We start from the raw sequence: 25,836 nt of genomic DNA on the forward strand, positions 1-25,836 counted from the left end.
GAGGCAGTATCCCATGCACCCATAGCGCCTTTGCGCTATGGCCATGCCGTGTCCACGCAGGGACAATGGCCGGCATCCATCGCCCGAGGAGCCGCCATGCCCACCAGCGTGCTGATCGTCGAAGATGAACCGGAGTTCATGCGCCGCTTCGCCAACGCAGTGCTGGCGGACCCCGAACTGCACCTGGCTGCGGTGGTGTCGACCGGCGCCGCCGCGCTGAGCGTGCTCGATGCAGAGGCGCCGGATGCGATGCTGGTGGATCTCGGGCTGCCCGACATGGACGGCGTCGAGGTGATCCGCCACGCGGCGCTGCACCGGCCCGGATGCGACGTGCTGGTGGTCACCATGTTCGGCGACGACGAGCACGTGCTGGCCTCGATCGAGGCCGGCGCCACCGGTTACCTGCTGAAGGACGCGGTGGCCGAGCGCATTGCCGCCAGCATCCACGAACTGCGTGCCGGCGGCTCGCCGATCAGTCCGGGGATCGCGCGCCGCGTTCTGGCGCGCTTCCGTGTCGGCGCCCTGCCCGCGGAACGTGCCGAGCCGGCCGCTGCGGCGGCGAGCGCCGCACCTTCGCCGCTGACCGAACGCGAGACCGAGATCCTGCGCCTGACGGCCAAGGGCCTGAGCTTCGAGACCATCGGCCAGCTGATCGGCATCTCGCCCCACACGGTCGTGGCGCACGTCAAGAAGATCTACCGCAAGCTGGCCGTGCATTCGCGCGGCGAGGCGGTCTACGAAGCGAGCCAGATGGGGTTGCTGTGATGCGGCGTGCGTGGGCAGCGGCCGTGCTCGCATCGGCGCTCGCCTGCATCGCTGCAGCGGCGCAGACGCTGGTGCCGTACGACGCAGCAGTGCTGGTCTCGGCGAGTCTCGCGCCACCATCGCCCGATGCGGCCTGGCAGCCGGTCGCACTCCCCGACGACAGCGCGTATTCGCGCCCCGGCCGCGACCGCACGCAGGCCTGGTACCGCATCGGCTTCGACGCGGCCGATGCCGTCGCCGCGCCCGAGGCCTGGGCCGCCTACCTGCCTTACCTCTACGACGGCGGCAGCGTGTGGCTCAACGGCGCGCTGCTGACGCACATGCCCGAGAACACGGTCGCGTTGCGCGCGCGCTCTTACCGGCCTTACATGATCCCTTTTCCCTCGGCGCTGCTGCACGCAGGGCGCAACGAGCTGATGGTGCGGGTCGCGCCCTCGCCGACCTACCCGGTGCGCTTTGCGCATGTCGAGGTCGGGCCGCAGGCACGGGTCGTGTCGCTGTACGACCGACGGCTGTTCTGGATGCGCGCGGTGCCGCAGATCACGGTGCTGTTCTCGCTCGGCGTCGCGGGCTTCGTGCTGTTCATCTGGTGGCGCAGGCGCAGCGAAGTGCTCTATGGATTGTTCGGCCTTGCAGCGGCGCTCTGGGGCATTCGCACGCTGAACTTCATCATCGATGCGCTGCCGCTTTGGGAATGGCAATGGTGGCGCATCGCGTATCACTGCGCGACCGGCGGCTTCGTCGTTGCGATGGCGCTGTTCACGCTGCGCTTCGCAGGCTTGCGCAGGCCCCGGCTGGAGCGTGCGCTTCTTGCGTACTGGGCCATCGGGCCGCTGTGGTTCGCGCTGCAGGGCTTCGCGGCCGAGCCGCTGGTCGCGCGCGTGTGGCTGGGCGGCATGATCCCGGTCGGCGTGGCGATCATCGCGCTGTCGTTCTGGGCCGTGGTGCGGCAGCGCACGCTGCTGTCGGCGGTGATGCCCGCGGCCATGGCCTTCGCGGTGCTGGTCGGCATCCACGACTACCTGATCAACTGGGATTCGGGCGTGATCGGCCGCTTCTTCCCCGACTGGGCCGGGCATCGCATCTACCTGCTGCACTACGGCTCGATCATGCTGCTGCTGGCGATGGGCGGCGTGCTGACGGCGCGCTTCGTGCAGACGCTGGGTTCGCTGGAGGAGCTGAACCGCAGCCTGGAAACGCGCGTGGCCGACCGCGAGCGCGCGCTGGCCGCCAACTATGCGCGCGTGGCCGCGCTGGAGCGCGAGCATGCGGCCGCGGAAGAGCGGCAGCTGATCATGCGCGACCTGCACGACGGGCTCGGCTCGCAGCTCTTCACTTCGCTGTCGCGCGTGGAGCGCGGCGACATGGACGGCGATCAGATCGCCGCCGCGCTGCGCGCCTGCATCGCGGACATGCGGCTCGCGCTCGACGCGCTGGCGTCGGAAGAGCACGACCTCGGCACCGCGCTCGGCAATTTCATGTTCCGCTGGGAAGCGCAGCTGATCGAGGCCGGCGTGCGTTCGAGCTGGGCCATCGACGTGCCCGACGGCGCATCGACGCTGTCGCCGCATGCCGCATTGCAGCTGCTGCGTGTGGCGCAGGAGGCGCTGACCAACGTGCTGCGGCATGCGCGCGCCACGCGCGTGCAGGTGCGGCTGCACCGGCAGGACGGCATGCTCGCACTGGAGGTCGAGGACGACGGCTGCGGCCTCGACGGATCGGCCTCGCCGCCGGGCCGCGGCATGGGCAACATGCGTTCGCGCGCCCAGCGCCTCGGCGGGCTGCTGGACTTTCGCTCGGGCGCGAGCGGCACCTGCATCGTGCTGCGCCTGCCGATCGCCGCCTGACGCGAACGCGGGATCGCACAACGCGAAGGCGGCATTTTCGGCCGCGCCCTCACTGCCTAGATTTGCATCAGCGCGCCGCCCATGGCGCGCGGTCCGCAAACCCGCAGGAGAAACGTATGCAGGTCTTCGCCATGATCCCCCACTTCCTCGGCTCCTTCACCGCCGTCATCGCCTGGATCTACCTGGTGTCGAACTCGACACGCGTCTTCAGCTACCTGCCGCAGATCCTCGCGATCTGGCGCTGCCGCGACGGCGCGCGTTCGATCTCGCTGTGGTCGTGGACCTCGTGGTCGATCTCGCACGTCACGGCCGGGCTGTACGGCTTGGTGGTCGCCCACGATGCGTACCTGGTGCTGATCTCGGTGCTCAACCTGGTCGGCTGCGCCGCGGTCACGCTGGTTGCCGCGCGCCGGCGCGGGCTGCTGCGCGGCTGGCGCGCCGACGCGCAGAGGACGGCCGCGTGACACCGGATCCCGCGCGGTGGCCGTATAGTGCCGGCAGCCCACTTCCGCCGCACGATGACGACCCAGCCCGCCAAAGCATCGCTCTCGCCATCCGGCCGCTTCCATATCCAGCGCGAGGTGCTGCGCCTGAGCACGCAGCCCAGCGGCCCCGTGCTGCTGGTGCAGTTCCTGCTCGATTGCGGCGTGGCGGCGCTGTTCGCGTGGCAGTACTCGGTCCCGCATGCCCTGATCTGGATCGCGCTGATCGCGGCCACGACGGCCTACCGCGGCTTCTTTCCGCAGCGGCTGCCGGCAACGCTCACGCCCGCCAACCTGTCGCATGCGCTGCGCGTGCACACCCTGCGCATCGCGCTGCACGAGGGCGCGCACGGCGCCGCGGGCGTGCTGCTGTTCAATCCCGCCGACGGCACTTCGCAGCTGCTGCTGGGCGTGGTGATCATGGGCATGACGCTGTCGTCGGCGTTCTCGGTCTCCTACCACACGCCCGCGATGCAGCTCGCGATCACGCTGCTGCTGACGCCGGTGATCGTGATGGGCCTGGCCTTCGGCGCGCCGCCGATGGTGGCGCTGGCGGTGCTCGGCGTCGGCCTCCTGGCGATGGTCTGGAAGCTGGTGGCCGAGCGCTCGCGCCAGCTCGAGGAGAACATCGGCCTCAGGCAGAACGAAAGCACGCTGCGCGAGCAGGCGCTGGCCGGCCTGCGCGAATCGCAGCAGGCGCAGGCCGAACGCCTGCGCTTCTTCTCGGCCGCCAACCACGATCTGCGGCAGCCGGTGATGGCGATGGGCCTGCAGGCCGAGGTGCTGCGCCAGCAGCTCGATGCCGGCGCGGACACGCCCACCGTGCAGGCCACCGTGGCCTCGCTCTCACGCGCGCAGCAGGCGCTCGAAGGCCTGACCAACCAGCTGCTGGAGATCGGACGCATCGAAGCCGCCGCCGATCCGCTGACGCCCGCCGCGCTCGCGCTGGCGCCGCTGCTCCACGAACTCGCGCGCCAGGCCGGCAGCGGCCGCGTGCGCGTGCGCTGCCCGGCCGATGCGGTGGCCTGGACCGATGGCGTCGCACTGCGGCGCATCCTCGGCAACCTGGTCGACAACGCGCTCAAGTTCACGCCGCAAGGCCGCGTGCTCCTCGCCTGCCGCCGGCGCAGCGGCGGCTGGCGCGTCGAGGTGCGCGACGCGGGCATCGGCATCGCCTTCGAGGCGCAGGAGCGCGTCTTCGGCGACTTCGAACAGGTCGGCAACGTCGAGCGCAACCTGCAGCGCGGACACGGGCTCGGGCTGGCGATCGTGCGCCGGCTCGCGCAGCGGCTCGGCCTGCAGGTCAGCTTGCGTTCGCGGCCGGGCCAGGGCTCGGTGTTCGGCTTCGTGGTGCCGGCCGCGCCGGCCGACGCGCGCCTTGCGCAGGCGGCGAGCGACGCGCCGCCGCAGGCCACCGCCGCCCCGGACGCCAACGCCGGCCTGCGCGCCGGATTGGCCGTGCTGGTGGTCGAGGACAACGCGGTGGTCGCCGACAGCATCGCCGCGCTGCTGCACCTGTGGGGCGCGCGGCCGCGCGTCTACGGCAGCGCCGCCGAGGCGATCGCGCTGGCCGATCTGCCGTCGATCGACATCGCGCTGTGCGACATCCGCCTGCCGGGTGAACTCGACGGCATCGCGCTCGCCGAGCAGCTGCAGCGGCAGCGGCCCCAGCTGGCCATCGCGCTGATCTCGGCCGATATCGACGAAGCGACGCAGAAGCTCGCGCGCGACCGCGGCTGGGGTGCGCTGCGCAAGCCGGTGCAGCCGCAGGCGCTGCGCGAGTTGCTGCTGCTGTGCGCAAAAGTCTGAGCGGCGGCTTATGCTCCACGCATGTCCGCCGAGCCGCTGAAGCATCCCGTGGCCAGGCCTCGCCCCGGCGGCGGCCGTCGCTACGGCGCGGTGGCGATCGCGCTGCATTGGCTGCTCGCGCTGATGATCGCGGCGTCGTTCAGCGTCGGGCTGTACATGGCCGGCCTGCCCTTCTCGCCGCTGCGGCTGCGGCTCTTCAACTGGCACAAGTGGGCCGGCATCACCATCCTGACGCTGTCCGCCGTGCGCCTGCTGTGGCGCCTTTCGCATCCACCGCCGCCCCTGAGCGCGCGCATCGTCGACGCAATGCCGGGCTGGCAGCTGTCCGTCTACCGCAGCACGCACCTCCTGCTGTATCTGCTGTTCTTCGCGGTGCCGCTGCTCGGCTGGGCCTACACCTCCGCGCTCGGGCTGCCGGTCGTGCTGTTCGGCGTGCTGCCGCTGCCGGACTTCGTGGCAGTCGACAAGGAATTTGCCGAAGCGGTGCTCAAGCCGATGCACCAGGTCAGCGCCTTCCTCCTGGCCGCGGTGGTGGGGGTGCATATCGGTGCCGCGCTCAAGCACCGCTTCGTCGACCGCGACGATTTGCTGGATCGCATGTGGATATGAAGCTCTCCCCCAGGCTTGCCCACTTCGTGTGGCCGCCTTCCCCCTCGGCGGGGACAACACCTGCGGCCCGGCGGAGCCGGTTCCGCGGTGTTTCCCGGAGGGGCCTGGCTTTGCCAGCCGGGCGGGCCTTGTGCGCCGTTGCATTGTTTGCCGTCGCAGGGCTGGCCAGCGCTGCCGGGCCGATGGCCAGGCTGGTGCCCGGGCAGGGGCGGATCGCCTTCGTGACCAAGCAGATGGGCGTGCCGGTGGAAGGCACGTTTCAGCGCTTCGATGCCCAGATCGCCTTCGATCCGAAGAAGCCCGAAGGCGGCAGCGTGGCGCTGCAGATCGACGTCGGCAGCGCCACGCTCGGCCTGCCGCAGAGCGATGCCGAACTGCCGAAGCCGGCCTGGTTCGATGCCGCCCGCTTTCCGAAGGCCAGCTTCCAGTCGAACGCGATCAAGGCGACCGGCGGCGGGCACTTCGAGGTCATGGGCAAGCTGACGATCAAGGGCACCGCACAGAACGTGACCGTGCCGGTGGACATCGCGCAGAGCGGCGGCCAGTCCGTGGCCACCGGCACGCTGACCCTGCAGCGCCTCGCGTTCAAGGTCGGCGACGGCGAATGGACCGACACCTCGATGGTGGGCGACGACGTGCAGGTCCAGTTCAAGCTGGTGCTGACCGGCCTCGGCCCGCTGTAACGGCAGCGCCCCTTTCCACATCCAATGCCATGCGAAAGCCCTCCATGAAGCCGTTCATCCTCCTCGCCGCACTGGGTGCCATGGCGACGCTCGCCGCCGCGCAGCAGGCGCCCGAAGCAGCCGCCAAGCCGAGCGGCGGGCCGGTCAAGGGCGGCACCTATGTGGTCGACCCGACCCACACCTTCGTGATGTACGAGATGGGCCACTACGGCACCACCACCAACCGCGGCCGCTTCAGCACCAAGGACGGCTCGGTGAAGATCGACAACAGCGGCACCGGCGGCAAGGTCGACATCACGATGGACATCGCCTCGATCAACACCGGCGTCGACCTGCTCAACCGCCACGTGCTGAGCAAGGACTTCTTCAACGTCGCCGAGTTTCCGACCGGCCGCTTCGTTTCCGACCAGATCGCCTTCAGCGCCGACAAGGTCACCGAGGTGGCCGGCACGCTGACGCTGATGGGCCAGACGCGCCCCGTCACGCTCAAGGCCAGCCGCTTCGGCTGCTACATCAGCCCGCTGATCAACCGGCAGGTGTGCGGCGGCGACTTCGAGACCACGGTGCAGCGCAGCCAGTTCGGCATCCTGTGGGGACTGAACTTCGGCTTCGAGGACAAGGTGCACTTGCTGGTGCAGGTCGAGGCCATCGATATCCAGTAGTCCTACCGAGGGCTACAACAGACTCTCGGGCGCCAGCGGCGCGAGCAGTTCGAGCATCACGCGGTCCCACAGGCGCGCGTCGGGTTCCTGCGTCAGCACCTGCTCGGTGCCGCCGTCGGTGCTGACCCACTCGAGCCGTTCGCTGCTGGGCGTGAAGCGCACGCGGTAGGCGCCCTGCTGCTTCAGCACCTCGATCAGCTTCAGCAGCTGCTGCGCCATCTCGGGGCTGTAGATGATGAGTCCGATCTCGGTGTTGTGCGTGTCCGAGCGCGGGTCGAAGTTCATCGAGCCCAGGAACAGCGTGCGCCCGTCGAAGACAGCCGCCTTCGCGTGCAGCCGACCGACCTGCGAACCGAACAGGCCCAGCCGCACGCTGCGCCGCGTGCGCGCCGAACTGAGCTCGTACAGCTCGGCACCGAGCCGCAGCATGTCGGGCCGATAGCGCCGGTAGCCGGTGTGGACCACGGGCTCGTCGGTGGCCGCCAGCGAGTTGGTGACGACGCTGATCTTCACGCCGCGCCCGCGGATCTCGCGCATCACCTCCAGCCCGGCCTTGCCCGGAATCAGGTAGGGTGACACCAGTGTCACGTCGGAGCGCGAACGCCGCATCTGTTCGACCACGTTGTAGCGCACGCTGTCGACATCGAGCAGCGGCACGCCGCCGTAGGTCACGGGCTTGTCGATGACGCGGTCGGGCGAATCGGCATAGGCCTCGGCAAGGTTCCAGATCAGGTCCAGCTTGCCGGCCTTGATGTCCTCGGGGATCGGGCTGTAGCCGAGCACGTCGTTCGGCGCCGAGGAACGCGGCGCCGGCGTGGTCGCCGGGCCGGTCTTCTCGTCGAAGCTGCGCCGCAACGCGTCGGGCGAAAGGCCGGTCGCGACGACGGTCTGGATCGGCCGCACGTAGTCGCTGTTCCAGTACTGGTCGAACAGACTCGCCAGCCGCGGGATCAGCGCGCCGGCCACGAAGGTGTCGATGTCGAGGAAGTTGGCGCCGGCCGTCTGGGTGAAATACTGGCTGCCGATGTTGCGCCCGCCGGCCACGCCCATCGCGCCGTCGGCGATGAAGAGCTTGTTGTGCATGCGGTGGTTGACGCGGTCGAAGTCGAACAGCGAGGCAGTAAAGCGCTTCACGAGGCTGCCGCGGCCGGCCGGGAAGGGATTGAACAGCCGCAGCTCCACGTTCGGCGTCGCGGCCAGGCCGAGCAGCAGTTCGTCCTCGCCGGAGGTGTAGAGGTCGTCCATCAAGAGGCGCACGCGCACGCCGCGCTCGGCTGCATCGCGCAGCGTTCGCAGGAAATAGCGGCCCGTCTCGTCATCCTCGATCTGGTAGTACTGGACGTCGAGCGTGCGCTCGGCCCGGCGCGCCAGTTCAAGGCGCGTGTTGAGCGCGAAATCGCCGCCGGGCATGAGGCGGAAGCCGCTCAGGTCCGGGTCCGGCGACGAGGCCTGCGCGATGCGGCCGAGCGCGGTGTCGGCCGATGCCGGGACGGCCTTCGAGGGCGTGTGCGCGAACTCCCTCGGCAGCATCGCGCAGCCGCTGGCCAACAGCATCATCAGCGCCGCCAGCCCCAGGCCCAGCCAGCGCGACAGGAACCCCGGGCCGTTCATCGCGTGAACCCCTAGAGGGCCTTGCGCAGATTGGCCGGCGCGATGCGCAGCGCCTCGCGGTACTTGGCCACGGTCCGGCGCGCGCATTCGATGCCCTGCTCCTTGAGCATCTCGGAGACCTGGCTGTCCGACAGCGGCTTTCTCGTGTCCTCGGCGCTCACGAACTGCTTGATCAGCGCGCGCACCGCGGTGCTCGACGCGTTGCCGCCGGTCTCGGTGCCGAGTGCCGAGCCGAAGAAGTACTTGAGCTCGACGGTGCCAAAGGGCGTCGCCATGTACTTGGCGGTGGTCACGCGGCTGATGGTCGACTCGTGCAGGCCGAGCTCGTCGGCGATCTCGCGCAGCACCAGCGGACGCATCGCGAGCTCGCCATGCACGAAGAAGCTCTTCTGCCGCTCGACGATCGCGTTGGACACGCGAAGGATGGTGTCGAAGCGCTGCTGGATGTTCTTGATGAACCAGCGCGCCTCCTGCAAGCGCTGCGACAGCGCCTGGCTGCCCTCGCCCTTGTGCTGCTTGAGCGCGCCGGCGTAGATGTCGTGCACGCGCAGGCGCGGCATGACCTCGGGATTGAGCATGACGCGGAACTTGACGTTCGTGCCTTGGCCGATGCGCGTGACGATCACGTCGGGCACGACGACGTTGCGCTCGACATCGACGAAGCGGCGCCCCGGCTTGGGCTCGAGCCTGGCGATCACCTGCAGCGCGGCACGCACCGTGTCTTCGCTGCTGCGGGTGAGCGTGGCCAGGCGCTTGAAATCGCGCCGCGCGAGCAGCTCCATCGGCTGCTTGCAGACGGCGATCGCGATCTTGCGGATCTGCGCCTCCTGGTCGCCCTCGTTCGCATGCGCCAGCGCGCGCAGCTGGATCGTGAGGCATTCGCCGAGGCTGCGGGCGCCGACGCCGACTGGCTCCAGGCTCTGCAGCAGACCGAGCGCGACCTGGAAGTGGTGCACCAGCTCGTCGAACTGGTCGTTGTCTTCGCCCGCGAGGCCGGAGGCGAGCGCCGGCAGCGAGTCCTCGAGGTAGCCGTCGTCGTTGAGCGACTCGATCAGGAAGCGCAGCGCGGCGCGGTCGTTGTCGTCCAGCCGCAGGCCCAATGCCTGGCGGTGCAGGAAAGATTGCAGCGACTCCTGGCTGCGCGCCAGTTCGGTGGCATCGGCACGCTCGTCGTTGCCGAGGTTGTTGGCGCGCGCGGGCGCGTCGCCGCCCCACTCGCTGTCGTCGGGTGCCACATCGACGGTGCCATCGCCTTCCCAGCCGGGCTCCCCATCCGTGCTGTCGGCCGTGGCCGGCGCGTCGGCTTCGGCCGCGGTGCTCGTGCTGCCGACGCCGGCGTCAGCCAGCGGCGCGGACGGGCCGGACGGCAGCTCGCCGTCGCCCTCGGCCAGGCGATCGTCGTCGCGCACCGGTGCATCGGCCGCGTCGAGCCCGAACTCCTCGCGCTGCGCTTCTTCGGCGGTGCGTTCGAGGAACGGGTTGTCGTCGAGCATCTGCTCGACTTCCTGGCTCAGCTCGAGCGTGGACAGCTGCAGCAGCCGGATCGACTGCTGCAGCTGCGGCGTGAGCGCGAGATGCTGAGAGACTCGAAGCGAGAGACCCTGCTTCATCGGATTGCCGTCCCTACATCCGGAAATGCTCGCCCAGGTACACGCGCCGCACCTCGGCGTTGTCGACGATCTCCGAAGGCGTGCCTTGTGCCAGCACATGCCCGTCGCTGATGATGAACGCGTGATCGCAGATGCCCAGCGTCTCGCGCACGTTGTGATCGGTGATGAGCACGCCGATGCCGCGTTCCTTCAGGAAGCTGATGATGCGCTGGATCTCGATCACGGCGATGGGGTCGATCCCGGCGAAGGGCTCGTCCAGCAGGATGAAGCGCGGCTGCGTGGCGAGGGCGCGCGCGATCTCGACCCGGCGGCGCTCGCCGCCCGACAGGGACAGCGCCGGCGAATCGCGCAGATGGTCGACCCGCAGGTCGGACAGCAGCTCGGCCAGTCGCTCTTCGATGCGCAGCTTGCTCAACGGCAGCGGCCGGCCCTTGTCGTCGGGCTCGCGCTGCAGCTCGAGCACGGCGCGCACGTTTTCCTCGACCGTGAGCTTGCGGAAGATCGAGGCTTCCTGCGGCAGGTAGCTCAGGCCCATGCGGGCGCGGCGGTGGATCGGCATGTGCGCGATCGGCTCGCCGTCGATGGTGATGACGCCGGCATCGGCGCGCACCAGCCCGACGATCATGTAGAAGGAGGTGGTCTTGCCCGCGCCGTTGGGTCCGAGCAGTCCGACCACCTCGCCCTTCTGCACGCCCAGCGAGACATCCTTGACGACCTTGCGGCTGCCATAGCTCTTTTGCAGGCCGCGCGCCTCGAGCCGGCTGCTCGCTGCGCCCGTCGCTTCGCTCATGCCGGCGGTTTCGATCACTTGCGTGGCTCTCCATCCAGCGTGGTGCTGGAACGCAGCCCCGTGCCCGGCGCGGCCACCGGCGCCGGTGCGGCCGGCTTGGCCGCAGGCGCGGAGGCGCCCGCGGAAGCCGGCGCCACCGGCGGTTGGGCCTTGGGCGTCAGGATGGCCTTGACCCGGCCGGATGCCGGCGCCGACACGCCGGCATCCGGCGGCAACGTCGAACCATTGACGGTGAAGGTGTCGTTGCTCTGGTCGTAGACGATCAGCGGACCGCTGCTCTCGTCGTTGACCTTGGCGCCGATCAGGCGGCGCATCACCGCACGGCGGATGAACTTCACGTTGTCGGCGCGGCTGTCGTATTCGATGACTTCCGATTCGCCCTCGATCCACTCGTCGACGCCGGCATCGCGCTTTTGCTTGTAGTAGGCCAGCTTGCCGGGCGCGGCCGTGACCACGCCGTACTGGTAGCCCTCGGGATCCTGCCGCACGTCGATGCGCGCGCCACGGATGATGATCGTGCCCTTGGTGACCACCACGTTGCCGGTGAAGACGCTGGTCTGCTTGAGGTCGTCGTAACGCATCGCGTCCGACTCGATGTTCATCGGCTTGCTGCGATCGGCCTTTTCGGCCAGCGCGGCCGAGCCGAAACCGGCCAGCGCCAGCGCGAGGAAGACGGTCCGGGAAAGAAAACGAAAGGAGTAGGAAGGAGATCGCGAGGTCATAAAGGCACGAAACTTGCTCGACGATTGTATGCGGCCGATGAGCGGTCCCGCGCGGTGATGAAAAAGCCCGCCGAAGCGGGCTTCTCGAGAGGGGCGAGGAGGGCGTCAGCCCTTTCGGGCTTCGCCGATCAGGGCTTCCGTGACCTGCAGCATCTTGTCCAGCGAGCCGGCAGTGTCGCCGTCGATGTACCAGCGTCCGGCCACACCCAGGGCCGGCACGCCGGCAACCTGGTAGTCGCCCGTGAGCTGCGTCGCACGCTTGGCCTTGCCGACGATCGAGAAGGACTTGAACAGATCGGCGAATTTCTTGGCATCGAGGCCCGGCTGCTTTTCGGACCAGGCCAGGATCGCGGCGTCGCCGAACAGGTTCTGGCGCTCCTGGTGGATGGCCTGGAACAGCTTGAGCTGGTAGTCGTCCACCTTGCCCATCGCCTCCAGCGTGTAGTAGAGGCGCTGCTTGGTTTCGGTGTCGTTGCCGACGAAGGGCACCGGGATGCGCCTGAAGGCGGCTTGCGGCGGCAGGCGCTTGAGCCAGGCTTCGAGCTGGGGCTCGAAGGCCGCGCAATGCGGGCAGTTGTACGAGAAGAACTCGACCACCTCGACCTTGCCCGGGGGCGAGTCGACGGGCGCGGGCTTGCCGAGCACGATGTAATCGGTGCCGGCCTTGGGCGGCCGGTTCTGCGCCAGCGCAGGTATGGCCAGCGGCAAAAGACCGAGCGAGGCAGCGGCGAGCGAAAAGTCACGACGTTTCATTCAGAAATTCTCCTGTGCGGCTGAAAGAGCCCGCGGCCGGGTCGGGAGTTCCCGGGCCGCATGAAGTAAAGGGAAAGAGGCGATCAGCGCTGAACACGCACCAGGGCGGCCTCGAGTCCGCCGCCGTCGAGCCGCTCCCTGAGCCGGTCCGCGTCGTCCTTCTTGTTGAACGGACCCACGCGCACGCGGTAGACGGTGCGGCCGGCCTGCTCGCGCTCGGTCACCCGCGCCTCCACGCCCATCAGCGACAGCTTGGCGCGCTGGGCCTCGGCATCGTCGTTGGTTCGGAAGGCGCCCGCCTGCACGAAGTACAGGAAGGGGTCGCTGGCGCCGGCCGTCGCCGTGTCGCCGCTCGAGCGGGCCTTGGCCAGATCGCCGAGCGGATCGTTCGACGGCGGCAGCGCATTGGCTTCGGCCGGCACCGGCGCCGTGCGCGAGGCGGCACGCGGCGGCGTCACGGCGGCCGAGGCTGCGCGGGCGCTCGGCGCGACCACCACCGGCACGGCAGGCGTCGGCGGATTGAGCGGCCCGACCGAAGCGGGCTGCGGTGCCGAGGCCACCGGCGCGCGCGCGCCTGCCTTGCCGGCGAGCGGCCCGTTGGGATCCCAGTCCTTGTTCTTGCGGGCCTCGGCCTCGTCCTGCTCGGCGCCGCCGCGCTGGGTCTTGGTCATGAACGGGATCGGCACCTTGGTCACGTAGACCGCGATGCCGAGCGCCACACCGAGCCCGAGCACCAGGCCGATGATCAGCCCGATGACGATGTTGCCGCTTTGTCTTTGTTTCATGTTGGGGAAATCGAAATCACATCTTGCGCGGTGCGCCGACGCCGAGAATTGCGAGACCATTGTGCAGCACCTGCGCAGTGGCGGCGACCAGGGCCAGGCGGGCGAGCTTCACGGCTTCGTCGTCGACCAGGATGCGCTCGGCGTCGTAGTAGCTGTGGTAGCTCGCGGCCAGCTCGCGCAGGTAGAAGGTAACGTCGTGCGGCGCGAAGTCCTTGGCCGCGGCCGCGAGCATGTCGGGGTAGCGGGCCAGTTGCAGCATCAACGCCTGCGCGGCCGGGCTCTGCAGCGGCGCGAGGTCGACGCCGGCAAGCGTCGCCGCATCGCCGCCCCACGCGGCCAGCACCGAGCAGATGCGCGCATGGGCGTACTGCACGTAGTACACCGGGTTGTCGTTGTTCTGCGCCAGCGCGAGGTCGATGTCGAAGGTGTATTCGGTGTCGGGCTTGCGGCTGAGCAGGAAGAAGCGCACGGCGTCGGTGCTGGTCCACTCGATCAGGTCGCGCAGCGTGACGTAGCTGCCGGCGCGCTTGCTGATCTTGACCTCCTCGCCGCCGCGCATCACGCGCACCATGGTGTGCAGCACGTACTCGGGATAACCCGCGGGAATGCCGACACCGGCGGCCTGCAGGCCGGCGCGCACGCGCGCGATGGTGCCGTGGTGGTCGGTGCCCTGGATGTTCACCACCTCGTGGAAGCCGCGCTCCCACTTGGCGATGTGGTAGGCGACGTCGGGCACGAAGTAGGTGTAGCTGCCGTCGCCCTTGCGCATGACGCGGTCCTTGTCGTCGCCGTAGTCGGTCGACTTCAGCCACAGCGCGCCGTCCTGCTCGTAGGTCTTGCCGGCATCGATCAGCCGGCGCACCGTCGCCTCGACGCGACCGCTGGTGTAGAGGCTGGATTCGAGGTAGTAGTTGTCGAAGCGCACCTGGAAGGCCTTGAGGTCCAGATCCTGCTCGTGGCGCAGGTAGGCGACGGCGAACTGGCGGATCGAATCGACGTCGTCGACATCGCCGCTGGCGGTGTATTCGCGGTCGTCCGAGCGCACGGTCTTCTTCGCCTTGAAGTCCAGGGCGATGTCGGCGATGTACTCGCCGTTGTAGGCCTGCTCGGGCCACTCGGCGTCGCCCGGCTTGAAGCCCTTGGCGCGCAGCTGGGTGCTGGTGGCCAGCGTCTGGATCTGCACGCCGGCATCGTTGTAATAGAACTCGCGGTACACCCCGGCGCCCTGCGTCGCCAGCAGGTTGCAGATCGCGTCGCCGAGCGCGGCCTGGCGGCCGTGGCCCACGTGGAGCGGGCCGGTCGGATTGGCCGAGACGAACTCGACCAGCACACGGTCGCTGCGAGCCGGCTGTCGGCCGAAAGCCTCGCCGGCGGCCAGCACCTCGCGCACGATCTGCTGCTTGGCCGCCGTCTTGAGACGGATGTTGAGGAAACCCGGGCCGGCGATCTCGACCGCCTCGACCCACTGCCCGAAGGCCGGCGTGGCGCGCAGCGCGGCGCTGATCTCCTCGGCCAGTTCGCGCGGCTTGCGCTGCAGCGGCTTGGCCAGCTGCATCGCCGCGGTGCTCGCGAAATCGCCATGCGCCGCCACCTTGGGCGACTCGAACGCGGCTTTGCTGCCGGCGCCGGGCGAGAAGGAATCGAGCGTGTTCGCGAGCGCCGCGAGCAGCTCCTGTTTGACCAATAGCATCGACGGATTTTACCGGCGACCCACCGGACCCCGGCCGCGATGGTCATCCGCGGGACGCCGACGGCCGTTAGCATGAGCAGTCCCGGGACCGGGGCTGCCTTTCCAATCCAACTTCTGTAGGACGTACACGATGAAAAAGCTCCTTTCCGCGATCGCCATGGGCGCCTGTCTTTCCTTCGGTGCGGCCCACGCGGCCGACAAGGCCCCCACCGCACAGCAAAGCAAGATGGGCACCTGCAACAAGGACGCGGGTGACAAGAAAGGCGACGAGCGCAAGGCCTTCATGAAGGACTGCCTGAGCGCCAAGCCCGCCGCCGCCGCGCCGGCCAAGATGACGCAGCAGGAAAAGATGAAGAGCTGCAACGCCGACACGAAGGCCAAGACGCTCAAGGGCGACGACCGCAAGGCCTTCATGAAGACCTGCCTGAGCGCCGGCCCCGCGGCCTGATCCGCCCGGCACGCCCTCTGAAGCCCCGCACGGTTCGATCCGCGGGGCTTTTTTCTGTCCGCCGATCGCGTTACTTCAGCACGCCGAACAGGTTGTTGAAGTCATCGGTCCAGGCGCGCAGGCCCGCGATCGGTGCGATCGCGGAGGTCGCCCGGCCGATCGCGCCGCGGGCCAGCACCTGCGGATCGCGCGCGACCAGCACCCAGTCGGTGTTGCGCAGCGCGACGCCCGAGGGCTCGTCATGCACCAGCGCCGCATGCAGGCCCTTGGCCAGCGCGATGCGCTCGACCACCGGCGCAAGCGCGAGGAAGCGGTTGGTGACGTGGAAGGCGATGATGCCTTCGGGGCGCAGGTGCCGCAGGTACACATCCATCGCCTCGGACGTGATCAGGTGGATCGGCACCGAATCGCCCGAGAACGCGTCGACCGCCAGCACGTCGAAGGCCTGCGCGGGCTCGCGCTCCAGCGCCAGCCGCGCATCGCCGAGCACGCGCTCGATGCGCGCCCGGCTGTCGGCCAGAAAGCTGAACTCGCTGTCGGCCAGTTCGAACACCTGCGGGTTGATCTCGTAGACGCGGTAGACATCGCCGGCACGGCCGTAGGTCGCGAGCGTACCGGCGCCGAGGCCGATGAGCCCGACGCGGCGCGGTGCAGCCGGCGCCGCGGCGATGGCCAGCCCGATGCCCGACCCCGGGCCGTAGTAGGTGGTGGGATCGCGGCGCCGGTCGGGCGCGAGGAACTGTTCGCCGTGCTTGACCGAGCCGTGGTACATCTGGCGCACGTTGTCCCCGGGCGCTTCGCGCTGCGTGTCGAGGGTGACGAGGGTGCCGTAGAAGTTGCGCGCCATGCGGCGCGCGCCGGTGGCGTCGTCCTGCACCTGCCGCGCCAGGAACCACGCGCAGCAGCCGGCCAGCGCGAGCGAAGCTGCCATCGCGACACGCCGGCGGCGCCAGAGCACGGCAGCGGCGAGGGCGCACAGCACGAGGCCGATCCCGAGTTCATAGTAGGCCGGCAGCAGATGCGGCGCGACGAGCCCCACGCTCACGCCGCCGATCGCGCCGCCGAGCGAGAGCATCAGGTAGAAGCGCGTGAGATAGGCGCTGGCCGGCCGCATCCCGGCCATCTCGCCGTGCAGGAACATGCACAGCGCGAACAGGCCGACCCCATAGATCGGCAGCGCCGTGCGCAGGTCGGCGCCGAGGTCGTCCTGCAGCCCGAACGCGCACAACACGAGCATCACTGCGGCCAGCGGCAGGCACACCGCACGGCGATACCAGCGATCGCTTTCGAAGGTGAGCACGAAGCTCAGCAGATACACCGAGAGCGGCAGCACCCACAGAAAGGGAATGGCCGCGACGTTCTGCGTGATGTGGTTGGTGATGGCCAGCAGCAGCCACGAACCCAGCGCGGGCAGCGCCAGCCACATCAGGTAGTCGGCGACACGCGGCTTGGGCGCTGCCGCATCGGCTCGTGGCGCGTCGGCGACGGCCGCAGGCGTGCCGACGGCCCAATGCCGCGACACATGCAAGGTGGTGCCCGCGCAGAGCAGCACGAACACACCATAGGCCATCGACCAGCCCCAGGCCTGCTGCAGCAGCGTGCTGCGCGGCTCGATCAGCACCGGATAGCAAAGCAGCGACACCAGCGAGGCCAGGTTCGAGAGCGAGAAGTAGCGGTACACCTGCGCGCCCCAGGGCGTGCGCGCGACCCACGACTGCACCAGCGGACCGGTGGTCGAGAGCAGGAAGTACGGCAGTCCGATGGTGCCCAGCAGCAGGCCGAGAATCCACAGCGTCGGATCGGCGGCGCCGTCCGGCTTCCAGCGCGCGCTGGTCACGATCGGCAGGAATGCGAGGCTGGCGAGCAACAGGCCGACGTGCAACCGGGCCTGCATGCGCACGCCGAGGCGGCGCGTGATCCAGTCCGAATACGCATAGCCCGCCAGCAGCACGACCTGGAAGAACACCATGCAGATCGACCACACCGCGGCCGAGCCGCCGAACCACGGCAGGATCTGCTTGGCGATCAGCGGCTGGACGAGGAACAGCAGGAACGCACTGGTGAAGATGGTGCCGGCGAACAGTGCCTTGACGAAGGCCGGCCGCATCGGGCGCTAGCTCCGTGCGCCGAAGCCGCGTGCGAGGAACACTGCCGCCAGCGGAATCACCGCGATGATGTGCGCCTGGACCATCACCAGCCTGCGGGTCTTGCGGATGTCGGCCTCGTCCGGCAGCGTGCCGTTGGCACGCAGCGTCTTGCGCCAGCGCAGGTAGGTGAGCGTCGGGAAGATCGAGGTCACACCGACGATGATGAAGAGCGTGAGCTTCACGTGCAGCAGCGGATTGGTCCAGTACCACGCGGTGCCTTTGATGCCCCACCAGGTGCGCGCGACGCCGGTGACCAGGACCCCGATCGCGGCGATGCCGTAGATCATGTCGACCCGGGCCAGCCGCTCGACCACGGCCGCATTCATCCACTGCACGCGGCACAGCGCGGCCTCGCTGGCGATGAAGACGACCATGGTGAGGATCGCCAGGATATGCAGGTAGGCAAGAATGGCTTCGAGTGTCATCGCGGTGGTTCCTGAAGAGTAGCCGGCGCTGCGATTGTGCCGCCCCAGAACTCCGGCCGCGCATAGTGCGCCTTCAGGAAATCCAGCCACAGCCGAACCCGCAGCGGCAGGTGCTTGCGCTGCGGGAACACGGCATAGATGCCGTTCGGCGGCGCCGCGAACTCGTCGAGCAGCGGCACCAGAAGGCCGGCGTCGATCTCGGCCTCGACCTCCCAGGTGCTGCGCCACGCGATGCCGTGGCCGGCCAGACACCAGTCGTGCAGCACCTGGCCGTCGGAACAATCGAGCGGCCCGCTCGGCCTGAGATGGATCACCTCGCGCTCGCCGCCCTCGATGGGCACGCTGAATGCCCAGCCGCGCGTCTGCGATGCGTCGCTCGACAGGCTCAGGCAGGCGAAGCGCGCGAGCTCGCCCGGGTGCCGCGGCGCGCCATGCCGGCGCACGAACTCGGGCGTCGCCACGCACAGGCGCCGGTTGTCCGCGAGCCGCATGCTCACCAGCGACGAATCGGGCAGGTCGCCCACGCGCACCGCGCAATCGAAGCTCTCGCCCGCCATGTCGACCAGGCGGTCGCTGAGGTTCAATGAGATCGTGACCTCGGGATGCAGCAGATGGAAGCGCGGCACCAGCGGCGCGACATGGCGCCGGCCGAAGCCTGCCGGCGCCGTCACGCGCAGATGGCCGCTGGCCTTGACGCCGCCTGCGCTCACGCTGGCCTCGGCGTTCGCGAGCTCGACCAGCATGCGCTGGCAATCCTCGAGGAAGGCGCTGCCCTCGTGCGTGAGCGTGAGCCGGCGCGTGGTGCGCAGCAGCAGCTTGACGCCGAGCCGCTCTTCCAGCGCATCGAGGCGCCGGCCCATCACCGCAGGCGCGACGCCCTCGGCCCTGGCCGCGGCCGTGAGGCTGCCGCGCGTGGCGATCGCGACGAAGGATTCGAGTTGCGTCAGCCGGTCCATCGCCGTCGATTATCCCGATCGGCCCGAGCCATGGAGCCGCGGTCCGGTCACTCGGGCTGGACGCCCGCCTCGCGCACCGCGGCGCCCCACTTGGCATGCTCGGACTTGATGTACTGCGCGGCCGTCTCCACGCTGCCGCCGACCGGCGTGCTGCCTTCGGCCAGCAGCTGCGAAATGGTCGCCGGCTTGGCCAGCGCCTTGTCGACGGCGGCATTGAGCTTCTTGACGATCTCGGGCGGCGTGCCGGCGGGCGCGACGATGGCCTTCCAGTCGACCGCTTCGAAGCCCTTGTAGGTCTCGGCCACGGTCGGCACGTCGGGCATCACCGGCAGGCGCTTGGCGGAAGTGACGGCCAGCGCGCGCAGCTTGCCGGCCTTGACCATGCCGAGCGCGCCCTGCGGCGTGGCGAACATGTAGTCGGTCTGGCCGCCGAGCAGGTCGGTCAGCGCCGGCGCGGCGCCCTTGTACGGCACGTTGAGCACCTTGAAGCCCACATGCTTGGCCAGTACCTCGCCGGCCATGTGACCCAGTGTGCCGGTGCCGGCCAGCGCCTGCTTGAGCTCGCCGGGCTTGGCCTTGGCGGCGGCGACCACCTCGGCCAGCGTCTTGTAGGGCGAGTCAGCGCGCACCACCAGCACCACCGGCTGCGAGGCGACGATGGAGACCGCCGTCACGTCCTTCAATGCGTCGTAGGGCATCTTGGGGAACAGGGTCGGGTTGATCGCGAGGTTGGCGGTCTGGCCCATGCCGATCGTGTAGCCGTCGGGCCTGGACTTGGCCACCACGTCGATGCCGATGTTGCCGTTGCCGCCAGCGCGGTTGTCGACCACGAAGTTCCACTTCGTGTCCTCGGTGATGCGTTGCGCGATGAGCCGCGTGACGGCATCGGTCGCGCCGCCCGGCGTGTAGGGCACGACGAAGCGCACGGGCTTGTCGGGCCAGGCCGTGTCGGCCAGCGCGGATGCGGCCGGCAGCAGGGCCAGCGCAGCGGCGCAGGCGACGAGCGCACGGCGAGTGGGGAATGGCATGGTTCAGTCTCCTTGGGTGATGTGGCGGGTCTTGAGGGCAGCGATCTGGGCGTCGCTGTAGCCGACTTCGCCGAGCAGTTCGTTCGTGTGCTCGCCGAGCAGCGGCGGCTGCAGCCGGATGCCGGGACGCCGGCCGTCGAGCGTGAAGGGCGCGAGCGGCACCTTCGACAGGCTGCCGTCGTTCATGCGGACCGGCGCCAGCCCGCCGGTGGCGTTGAGGTGCGGATCGTCGAACAGCGCCTGCGGCTTGGTGATCGGCGCGAAGGGCAGCTCGTTCTGCTCGAAGGTCGCGCTCAGTTCGGCCGCACTGTAGGGCGCCAGGTACGAGCGCAGGATCGGCATCATCCAGTCGCGCGCCAGCACGCGGTCGTTGTTGGTCTTCAGGCGCGGATCGGCCAGCATCTCCTCGAGGCCGAAGGCCCTGCAGAAGATGGTCCATTGCTTGTCGCTGACGGCGGCCAGGAAGATCTGCTCACCGTCCTTGACGGTGAAGACGTCGTACACCGCCCAGGCCGAGATGCGGCTCGGCATCGGATCGGCGGCCTTGCCCGTCGCCGCGAACTGCATCATGTGCTGCGCGACGAGGAACACGTTGTTCTCGAACAGCGCCGACTGCACCTCGCAGCCCTGGCCCGTGAGCTCGCGCTGCCGCAGCGCGGCCATCGCGCCGATGGCGCCGAACATGCCGCCCATGATGTCGTTGACGCTGGTGCCCGCGCGCAGCGGATCGCCGGCGCGGCCGGTCATGTAGGCCAGGCCGCCCATCATCTGCACCACCTCGTCAAGCGCGGTGCGATGGTCGTAGGGGCCGGGCAAGAAGCCCTTGTGGCTGACATAGATCAGGCGCGGGTTGAGCTTCTTCAGGCTTTCGTAGTCGAGGCCGAGCTTCTTCATCGTGCCGGGCTTGAAGTTCTCGCTCACGATATCGGCGGTGGCGATCAGGCGCAGCGCGGCCTCGACGCCCTCGGGCTGCTTGAGGTCGAGCGCGATGCTCTTCTTGTTACGGTTGAAGGTCGGGAAAAAGCCCGAACCGGAACCCAGCAGCCGCCGGGTGCTGTCGCCGTCGATCGGCTCGACCTTGATGACCTCGGCGCCGAGGTCGGCCAGCAGCAGGCCGCAGGTCGGGCCCATCACCATGTGGGTGAACTCGACGACGCGGATGCCCTGATAAGGCAGGGGCTTGGAGGCGGGGCTCGATTCAGACATGGGCGCCTTTCTGGATGAAGTTCTTGGGCAGGCCGGCTTCGGGCGTCATGCCGTAGACCGGCTCGCCCGGCAGACCGGCGATGAGCGGCGCGCGCGCCGCGATGAGCCTGGCGATGTCGATGCCGGTGGCGATGCCCATCGCCTCGAACATGAAGACCAGGTCCTCGGTCACGACGTTGCCCGACGCGCCCGGCGCATAGGGACAGCCGCCGAGGCCGCCGAGCGAGGCATCGAAGGTGCGCACGCCCTCTTCATAAGCCGCGAGGCAGTTGGCGAGGCCGAGCCCGCGCGTGTTGTGCATGTGGGCCGCGCCGGCCTTGTCGCCGATCTCGGCGAACAGGCGCTTGAACAATCGCCGCACCTGTGCGGGATTGGCATAGCCGACCGTATCGGACAGGCCCGACTCGTCGGCGCCGGCCGCGACGCACTGCGCTGCGAGCCGGATCACCTCGTCTTCCGGCACCTCGCCCTGCAGCGTGCAGCCGAAAGCGGTGGAAATGCCGGCCTCGAGCTTGACGTGCGGCGCGATGGCCCGGCGCAGATCGGAGATCACGCGCACCTCTTCCACCATCTCCTCGCGCGTCTTGCGCACGTTGGCCAGCGAATGGGCCGCACTCGCGGAGACCGGCACCGTGAGCTTGTGCACGCCCGCGGCCAGCGCCGCCTCGGCGCCCTTGCGGTTGGGCACCAGCGCCATCACGGTCAGGCCGGGCAAGGTGACGGCATGGCGCACCACCTCTGCGGCATCGGCCATCTGCGGCAGCAGGCGCGCGGGCACGAAGGAAGCGACTTCGATCTCGCGCACGCCGGCCGCGTGGAGCGCATCGATCCAGCGCAGCTTGTCGTGGGTGGGCATCGTGGCCTTGACAGACTGCAGGCCATCGCGCGGGCCGACTTCGCTGATGAGGACGTCGGGAGCTGTCATGGGTGTCTTGTCTCCTGCGGGGCTGTGCTTGACAGTTCTATCTTACAGAACTATATTCTGTTTAACAGAATTAGATCCTGAATCGCCCTCCACTGTCAAGTCCGGCCCATGCCCCGCAAAGCCCAAACCGAATCGGTGTCCGACCTGAACGCAGCGCCCGGCGGCGCCGCCGCGGTCGACCGCGCGCTCAGCCTCCTGTCGACGTTCCAGCCCGGCGACGAGGCGCTGACGCTGGCCCAGTTCGCCGAGCGCACCCAGCTCTACAAGAGCACCGTGCTGCGGCTGCTCGCGTCGCTGGAACACGCGCGCCTGATCCACCGGCAGGACGACGGCCGCTATGCGCTCGGCATGGAGATCGCGCGGCTGCACGCGCTGTATGCCGCCTCGCTCTCGCTCGACAACATCGTGCCGCCGGTGCTGCGCGGCCTCGTCGCCGCCACCGGCGAGAGTGCCGCCTACCACGTGCGCCAGCAGCAAGGCGCCAGCTGGGCACGCCTGTGCCTGTACCGCGTCGACTCGCCCCATGTCGTGCGCGACCACGTGCGCGCCGGCGACCTGCTGCCCGCCGACCGCGGCGCGGGCGCGCGCATCCTGATCGCCTTCGGCCCCGAGGCCGAACGGCCGCGCGACGGCAAGGACGGCAAGCTCTGCGACACCATCCGACGCCAGGGCTACTGCGCACTGGTCGGCGACCGCTCCGCGGAGCTGGCCGGCATTTCGGCACCCGTGTTCCGCGCCGACGGTTCGCTCGCGGGCGCGGTCACGCTCACGATGCCGGTCCATCGCTACGACAAGCGCTTCGTGCAGCCGGTGCGCGATGCGGCCGCCCGGCTCACCGGACGCGTCTGATTACCCTCTGTTTGATCATCAATCAAACGCCTTTCGGCTTCTTAATGATTTGACGTGTATCTAATAAAGTAGAGGCCTGCCGCGCGCGCGCTTTTCCTTTCGTCCCTTTGGGAGCCTTTTTCATGACCGAACCACGCACCACCGTCCACGGCCTCCAGGTCGCGACCGAACTCCATCGCTTCATCGAACAGCAGGTGCTGCCCGCCGCCGGCGTCGACAGCGCGACCTTCTGGAAGGGCTTCGACGCGATCGTGACCGAGCTGGCGCCGAAGAACCTCGCGCTGCTGGCCGAGCGCGACCGCCTGCAGGCCGAGATGGACGCATGGCACAAGGCGCATCCCGGCCCGATCGCCGACATGCCGGCCTACCGCGCCTTCCTCGAATCGATCGGCTACCTGTTGCCGCAACCGAAGGACGTGAAGACGACGACGGCGAATGTCGATGCCGAACTCGCACTGCAGGCCGGCCCGCAGCTGGTGGTGCCGATTCTCAATGCGCGCTATGCGCTCAACGCCGCCAACTCGCGCTGGGGCTCGCTGTACGACGCGCTCTACGGCACCGATGCGATTCCCGAAAGCGGCGGCGCCGAGAAGGGCAAGGGCTACAACCCGGCGCGCGGCGCGAAGGTGATCGACTTCGCGCGCGGCGTGCTCGACCAGGCCGCGCCGCTCGCCAACGGCTCGCACCGCAACGCGACGGGCTACGCGGTCAAGGACGGCCGGCTGGTGGTCGCGCTGCAAAGCAGCAGCACCGGCCTGGCGGACCCGTCGCAGTTCATCGGCTACCAGGGCGACGCGTCGGCGCCGAGCTCGGTGCTGATCAGGCACAACGGCATCCACCTCGACATCCGGATCGACCGCAGCACCACCATCGGCCGAAGCGATGCGGCCGGCGTCAGCGACGTGATCGTCGAAGCCGCGCTGTCCACCATCCTCGACCTCGAGGACTCGGTGGCCGTGGTCGATGCGGCCGACAAGGTGCTCGCCTATTCGAACTGGCTCGGCATCCTGCAAGGCACGCTGACCGAGGAAGTGTCCAAGGGCGGCAAGACCTTCACACGTGGCCTCAACCCCGACCGCGAGTACACGGGCGCCGACGGCAAGCCGGTGAGGCTGCACGGCCGCTCGCTGATGTTCGTGCGGAATGTCGGCCACCTGATGACCAACCCGGCGATCCTCTACGGCGACGGCAAGGAAATCCCCGAAGGCATCATGGACGCGGTCGTCACCACGACCATCGCCACCGTCGACCTGAAGCGCAAGGGCAACTCGCGCACCGGCAGCGTCTACATCGTGAAGCCCAAGATGCATGGCCCGGCCGAGGTCGCGTTCGCGAGCGAACTGTTCGGCCGCGTCGAGCAGCTGCTCGGCCTGCCGGCCAACACCGTCAAGCTCGGCATCATGGACGAGGAGCGCCGCACCAGCATCAACCTCAAGGCCTGCATCGCCGAGGCCGCCGCGCGCGTGGCCTTCATCAACACCGGCTTCCTGGACCGCACCGGCGACGAGATGCACACCGCCATGCAGGCCGGCCCGATGCTGCGCAAGGGCGACATGAAGAGCACGCCGTGGATCGCCGCCTACGAGAAGAGCAACGTGCTGGTCGGCCTCGCGTGCGGCCTGCGCGGCAAGGCGCAGATCGGCAAGGGCATGTGGGCCATGCCCGACCTGATGGCCGCAATGCTCGAGCAGAAGATCGCGCACCCCAGGGCCGGCGCCAACACCGCCTGGGTGCCCTCGCCCACCGCCGCCACGCTGCATGCCTTGCATTACCACCAGGTCAACGTCGCCGAAGTGCAGAAGGAGCTCGAGAAGATCGACGCCAATGCCGAGCGCGACAACATCCTGAACGACCTGCTCCAGGTGCCGGTCGCACCCGAGGCGAAATGGTCGGCCGAGGAGCGTCAGCAGGAGCTCGACAACAACGTGCAGGGCATCCTCGGCTACGTGGTGCGCTGGATCGACCAGGGTGTCGGCTGCTCGAAGGTGCCCGACATCCACGACATCGGCCTGATGGAAGACCGCGCGACGCTGCGCATCTCGAGCCAGCACATCGCCAACTGGCTGCTGCACGGCGTGGTGACGAAGGCGCAGGTCGACGCCACCTTCCAGCGCATGGCGGCCGTGGTGGACAAGCAGAACGCGGGCGACCCGCTCTACCGGAACATGGCCGGCCACTTCGACACCTCGGCCGCCTACCAGGCCGCGCAGGACCTGGTGTTCAAGGGCATCGAGCAACCCAGCGGCTATACCGAGCCGTTGTTGCACGCGTGGCGCTTGAAGGTGAAGGGCAAGGCCTGAGCTTCTCGATCAGCGCCTGCTTGACTTCATCGAGCTGGCGCGCGAAGGCACCATAACTGTCGGTGCCCCTGCCGAAGCGCTCCTCGGCGCTTTGATGAATGCGGCCGAAGATCTCCTCGATGGCGGCGCGCTCGGGATCGTGGAACCGGGCCTCGGCGCTGGCGCCGACATAGCGGATCTGCATCTGCACGCCGCTCAGCCGGTTCTCGCTCGCGCGGCGTCGCAAGTTGTCGTTGGCCGAGACATCGACATCGGCCAGCCGATGCACGATCACGCTTTTCTCGTCCACTCTCTGAACCAGATAGGCGCCGCTCGAAATCACCGGCCCGGTGTAGCAGCCGTTCTCGCGCGGCGCAGCGAGTTCGACGCCGGCGCCCCAGTGCGCCTGCGCATCCTGTCGCAGCGTATACGGCAACTGACTGGCTTCATGCAGACGGCGCCCAACGCCGCTCCGCACTCGCCTTTCCCGCAAACGCGACACATCCTTTTTAGGATTCATGGCCTCTCCTGTGTGACAGCAAATTAACTTCTTGGCCCGATCCGCTGAAGCGGATTCTGTTGGCCCTTCACCGGTCTCGCTGCATGCCGAGGCGGCAACTAAGATCACGCGGTCGCACCTGAGCAGTGAGTCAAGTGAAGCTCGCGAGATGCGCTAGTTAGCGCGCATTATGCTGATTCTCAGGCATTGAATGACGAAAAAATCGCGCGTCCAGCGCGAGCCATCAGGGAGAGCC

At 68.8% G+C, this 25,836-nt stretch carries 24 protein-coding genes; 10 read left to right on the top strand and 14 right to left on the bottom strand.

What is annotated here, in order from left to right; genetic code table 11:
* The first annotated feature begins 96 nt into the window (after nucleotides 1–96).
* The 7 genes from E5P2_RS25540 (at nucleotide 97) to E5P2_RS25570 (ending at nucleotide 6,857) form a co-directional block, all read left to right on the top strand.
* Complete coding sequence (locus E5P2_RS25540; RefSeq protein ID WP_162569889.1) at nucleotides 97–765, top strand: response regulator; 669 nt, start codon at nucleotides 97–99, stop codon at nucleotides 763–765.
* On the top strand, nucleotides 765–2,612 hold the full coding sequence (locus tag E5P2_RS25545; RefSeq protein WP_162569890.1) for a sensor histidine kinase: 1,848 nt from the start codon (nucleotides 765–767) through the stop codon (nucleotides 2,610–2,612). The genes E5P2_RS25540 and E5P2_RS25545 overlap by 1 nt, the downstream gene beginning before the upstream one ends.
* A gap of 116 nt (nucleotides 2,613–2,728) precedes the next feature.
* Nucleotides 2,729–3,076 carry a hypothetical protein gene (locus tag E5P2_RS25550; protein ID WP_162569891.1) on the top strand — a complete coding sequence of 116 codons (348 nt, stop codon included), beginning with the start codon at nucleotides 2,729–2,731 and terminating at the stop codon, nucleotides 3,074–3,076.
* A 54-nt stretch (nucleotides 3,077–3,130) separates the two neighbouring features.
* Entirely contained in the window at nucleotides 3,131–4,903 is a 1,773-nt protein-coding gene (locus E5P2_RS25555) for a hybrid sensor histidine kinase/response regulator (RefSeq protein WP_162569892.1), read from the top strand.
* Between the two features lie 21 nt (nucleotides 4,904–4,924).
* Nucleotides 4,925–5,512, top strand: a complete 588-nt coding sequence (locus E5P2_RS25560) for a cytochrome b (RefSeq protein ID WP_162569893.1) — start codon at nucleotides 4,925–4,927, stop codon at nucleotides 5,510–5,512.
* Nucleotides 5,513–5,694: 182 nt separating this feature from the next.
* Nucleotides 5,695–6,195 (top strand): YceI family protein, encoded by a 501-nt coding sequence (locus E5P2_RS25565; RefSeq protein WP_162570664.1) that lies wholly within the window; start codon nucleotides 5,695–5,697, stop codon nucleotides 6,193–6,195.
* Nucleotides 6,196–6,239: 44 nt separating this feature from the next.
* Nucleotides 6,240–6,857, top strand: coding sequence for a YceI family protein (locus E5P2_RS25570; RefSeq protein ID WP_162570665.1), 618 nt, complete (start codon nucleotides 6,240–6,242; stop codon nucleotides 6,855–6,857).
* Between the two features lie 12 nt (nucleotides 6,858–6,869).
* Here E5P2_RS25570 and E5P2_RS25575 read toward each other — a convergent pair whose 3' ends face one another.
* From E5P2_RS25575 to argS, 7 genes are all read right to left on the bottom strand, one after another.
* Nucleotides 6,870–8,468 carry a phospholipase D family protein gene (locus tag E5P2_RS25575; protein ID WP_162569894.1) on the bottom strand — a complete coding sequence of 533 codons (1,599 nt, stop codon included), beginning with the start codon at nucleotides 8,466–8,468 and terminating at the stop codon, nucleotides 6,870–6,872.
* Nucleotides 8,469–8,479: 11 nt separating this feature from the next.
* Nucleotides 8,480–10,078 (bottom strand): RNA polymerase factor sigma-54, encoded by a 1,599-nt coding sequence (locus tag E5P2_RS25580; RefSeq protein WP_162569895.1) that lies wholly within the window; start codon nucleotides 10,076–10,078, stop codon nucleotides 8,480–8,482.
* A 13-nt stretch (nucleotides 10,079–10,091) separates the two neighbouring features.
* Entirely contained in the window at nucleotides 10,092–10,886 is a 795-nt protein-coding gene (gene lptB, locus E5P2_RS25585) for an LPS export ABC transporter ATP-binding protein (protein ID WP_162569896.1), read from the bottom strand.
* Complete coding sequence (lptA, locus tag E5P2_RS25590; protein ID WP_162569897.1) at nucleotides 10,883–11,590, bottom strand: lipopolysaccharide transport periplasmic protein LptA; 708 nt, start codon at nucleotides 11,588–11,590, stop codon at nucleotides 10,883–10,885. The genes lptB and lptA overlap by 4 nt, the downstream gene beginning before the upstream one ends.
* A 105-nt stretch (nucleotides 11,591–11,695) precedes the next feature.
* On the bottom strand, nucleotides 11,696–12,343 hold the full coding sequence (locus tag E5P2_RS25595; protein ID WP_162569898.1) for a thiol:disulfide interchange protein DsbA/DsbL: 648 nt from the start codon (nucleotides 12,341–12,343) through the stop codon (nucleotides 11,696–11,698).
* 83 nt (nucleotides 12,344–12,426) lie between these two features.
* On the bottom strand, nucleotides 12,427–13,128 hold the full coding sequence (locus tag E5P2_RS25600; protein ID WP_162569899.1) for an SPOR domain-containing protein: 702 nt from the start codon (nucleotides 13,126–13,128) through the stop codon (nucleotides 12,427–12,429).
* Nucleotides 13,129–13,144: 16 nt separating this feature from the next.
* Nucleotides 13,145–14,818, bottom strand: coding sequence for an arginine--tRNA ligase (gene argS, locus E5P2_RS25605; RefSeq protein ID WP_162569900.1), 1,674 nt, complete (start codon nucleotides 14,816–14,818; stop codon nucleotides 13,145–13,147).
* A 130-nt stretch (nucleotides 14,819–14,948) separates the two neighbouring features.
* On the opposite strand from argS, the gene E5P2_RS25610 reads away from it, so the two are divergent.
* Nucleotides 14,949–15,266, top strand: a complete 318-nt coding sequence (locus tag E5P2_RS25610) for a PsiF family protein (protein WP_162569901.1) — start codon at nucleotides 14,949–14,951, stop codon at nucleotides 15,264–15,266.
* A 70-nt stretch (nucleotides 15,267–15,336) separates the two neighbouring features.
* Here E5P2_RS25610 and E5P2_RS25615 read toward each other — a convergent pair whose 3' ends face one another.
* Genes E5P2_RS25615 through E5P2_RS25640 form a run of 6 tightly spaced genes read right to left on the bottom strand, consistent with a single transcriptional unit; the run spans nucleotide 15,337 to nucleotide 21,953 of the window.
* Complete coding sequence (locus tag E5P2_RS25615; RefSeq protein ID WP_162569902.1) at nucleotides 15,337–17,373, bottom strand: fused MFS/spermidine synthase; 2,037 nt, start codon at nucleotides 17,371–17,373, stop codon at nucleotides 15,337–15,339.
* Nucleotides 17,374–17,379: 6 nt separating this feature from the next.
* Nucleotides 17,380–17,838, bottom strand: a complete 459-nt coding sequence (locus E5P2_RS25620; protein ID WP_162569903.1) for a DUF2214 family protein — start codon at nucleotides 17,836–17,838, stop codon at nucleotides 17,380–17,382.
* The gene (locus E5P2_RS25625) at nucleotides 17,835–18,794 is read right to left on the bottom strand and encodes a LysR family transcriptional regulator (RefSeq protein ID WP_162569904.1); all 960 of its coding nucleotides are present in this window, start codon (nucleotides 18,792–18,794) and stop codon (nucleotides 17,835–17,837) included. The genes E5P2_RS25620 and E5P2_RS25625 overlap by 4 nt, the downstream gene beginning before the upstream one ends.
* Nucleotides 18,795–18,841: 47 nt before the next feature.
* Complete coding sequence (locus E5P2_RS25630) at nucleotides 18,842–19,822, bottom strand: Bug family tripartite tricarboxylate transporter substrate binding protein (protein ID WP_162569905.1); 981 nt, start codon at nucleotides 19,820–19,822, stop codon at nucleotides 18,842–18,844.
* 3 nt (nucleotides 19,823–19,825) lie between these two features.
* Nucleotides 19,826–21,028, bottom strand: coding sequence for a CaiB/BaiF CoA transferase family protein (locus E5P2_RS25635; RefSeq protein WP_162569906.1), 1,203 nt, complete (start codon nucleotides 21,026–21,028; stop codon nucleotides 19,826–19,828).
* Nucleotides 21,021–21,953 (bottom strand): hydroxymethylglutaryl-CoA lyase, encoded by a 933-nt coding sequence (locus E5P2_RS25640; protein ID WP_162569907.1) that lies wholly within the window; start codon nucleotides 21,951–21,953, stop codon nucleotides 21,021–21,023. Before E5P2_RS25640 ends, E5P2_RS25635 begins: the two co-directional genes overlap by 8 nt.
* 108 nt (nucleotides 21,954–22,061) lie before the next feature.
* On the opposite strand from E5P2_RS25640, the gene E5P2_RS25645 reads away from it, so the two are divergent.
* Nucleotides 22,062–22,802 carry an IclR family transcriptional regulator gene (locus tag E5P2_RS25645; protein ID WP_162569908.1) on the top strand — a complete coding sequence of 247 codons (741 nt, stop codon included), beginning with the start codon at nucleotides 22,062–22,064 and terminating at the stop codon, nucleotides 22,800–22,802.
* A gap of 122 nt (nucleotides 22,803–22,924) precedes the next feature.
* Complete coding sequence (locus tag E5P2_RS25650; protein ID WP_162569909.1) at nucleotides 22,925–25,102, top strand: malate synthase G; 2,178 nt, start codon at nucleotides 22,925–22,927, stop codon at nucleotides 25,100–25,102.
* On the opposite strand, the gene E5P2_RS25655 is transcribed toward E5P2_RS25650, so the two are convergent.
* A complete protein-coding gene (locus tag E5P2_RS25655) occupies nucleotides 25,023–25,709 on the bottom strand; it encodes a hypothetical protein (protein WP_162569910.1) in 687 nt (228 codons plus the stop codon). The two genes, E5P2_RS25650 and E5P2_RS25655, sit on opposite strands and share 80 nt — an antisense overlap.
* Nucleotides 25,710–25,836: the final 127 nt, after the last annotated feature.

Origin of the sequence: Variovorax sp. SRS16 (assembly GCF_901827165.1) — a bacterium.
Lineage (GTDB): Bacteria > Pseudomonadota > Gammaproteobacteria > Burkholderiales > Burkholderiaceae_C > Variovorax.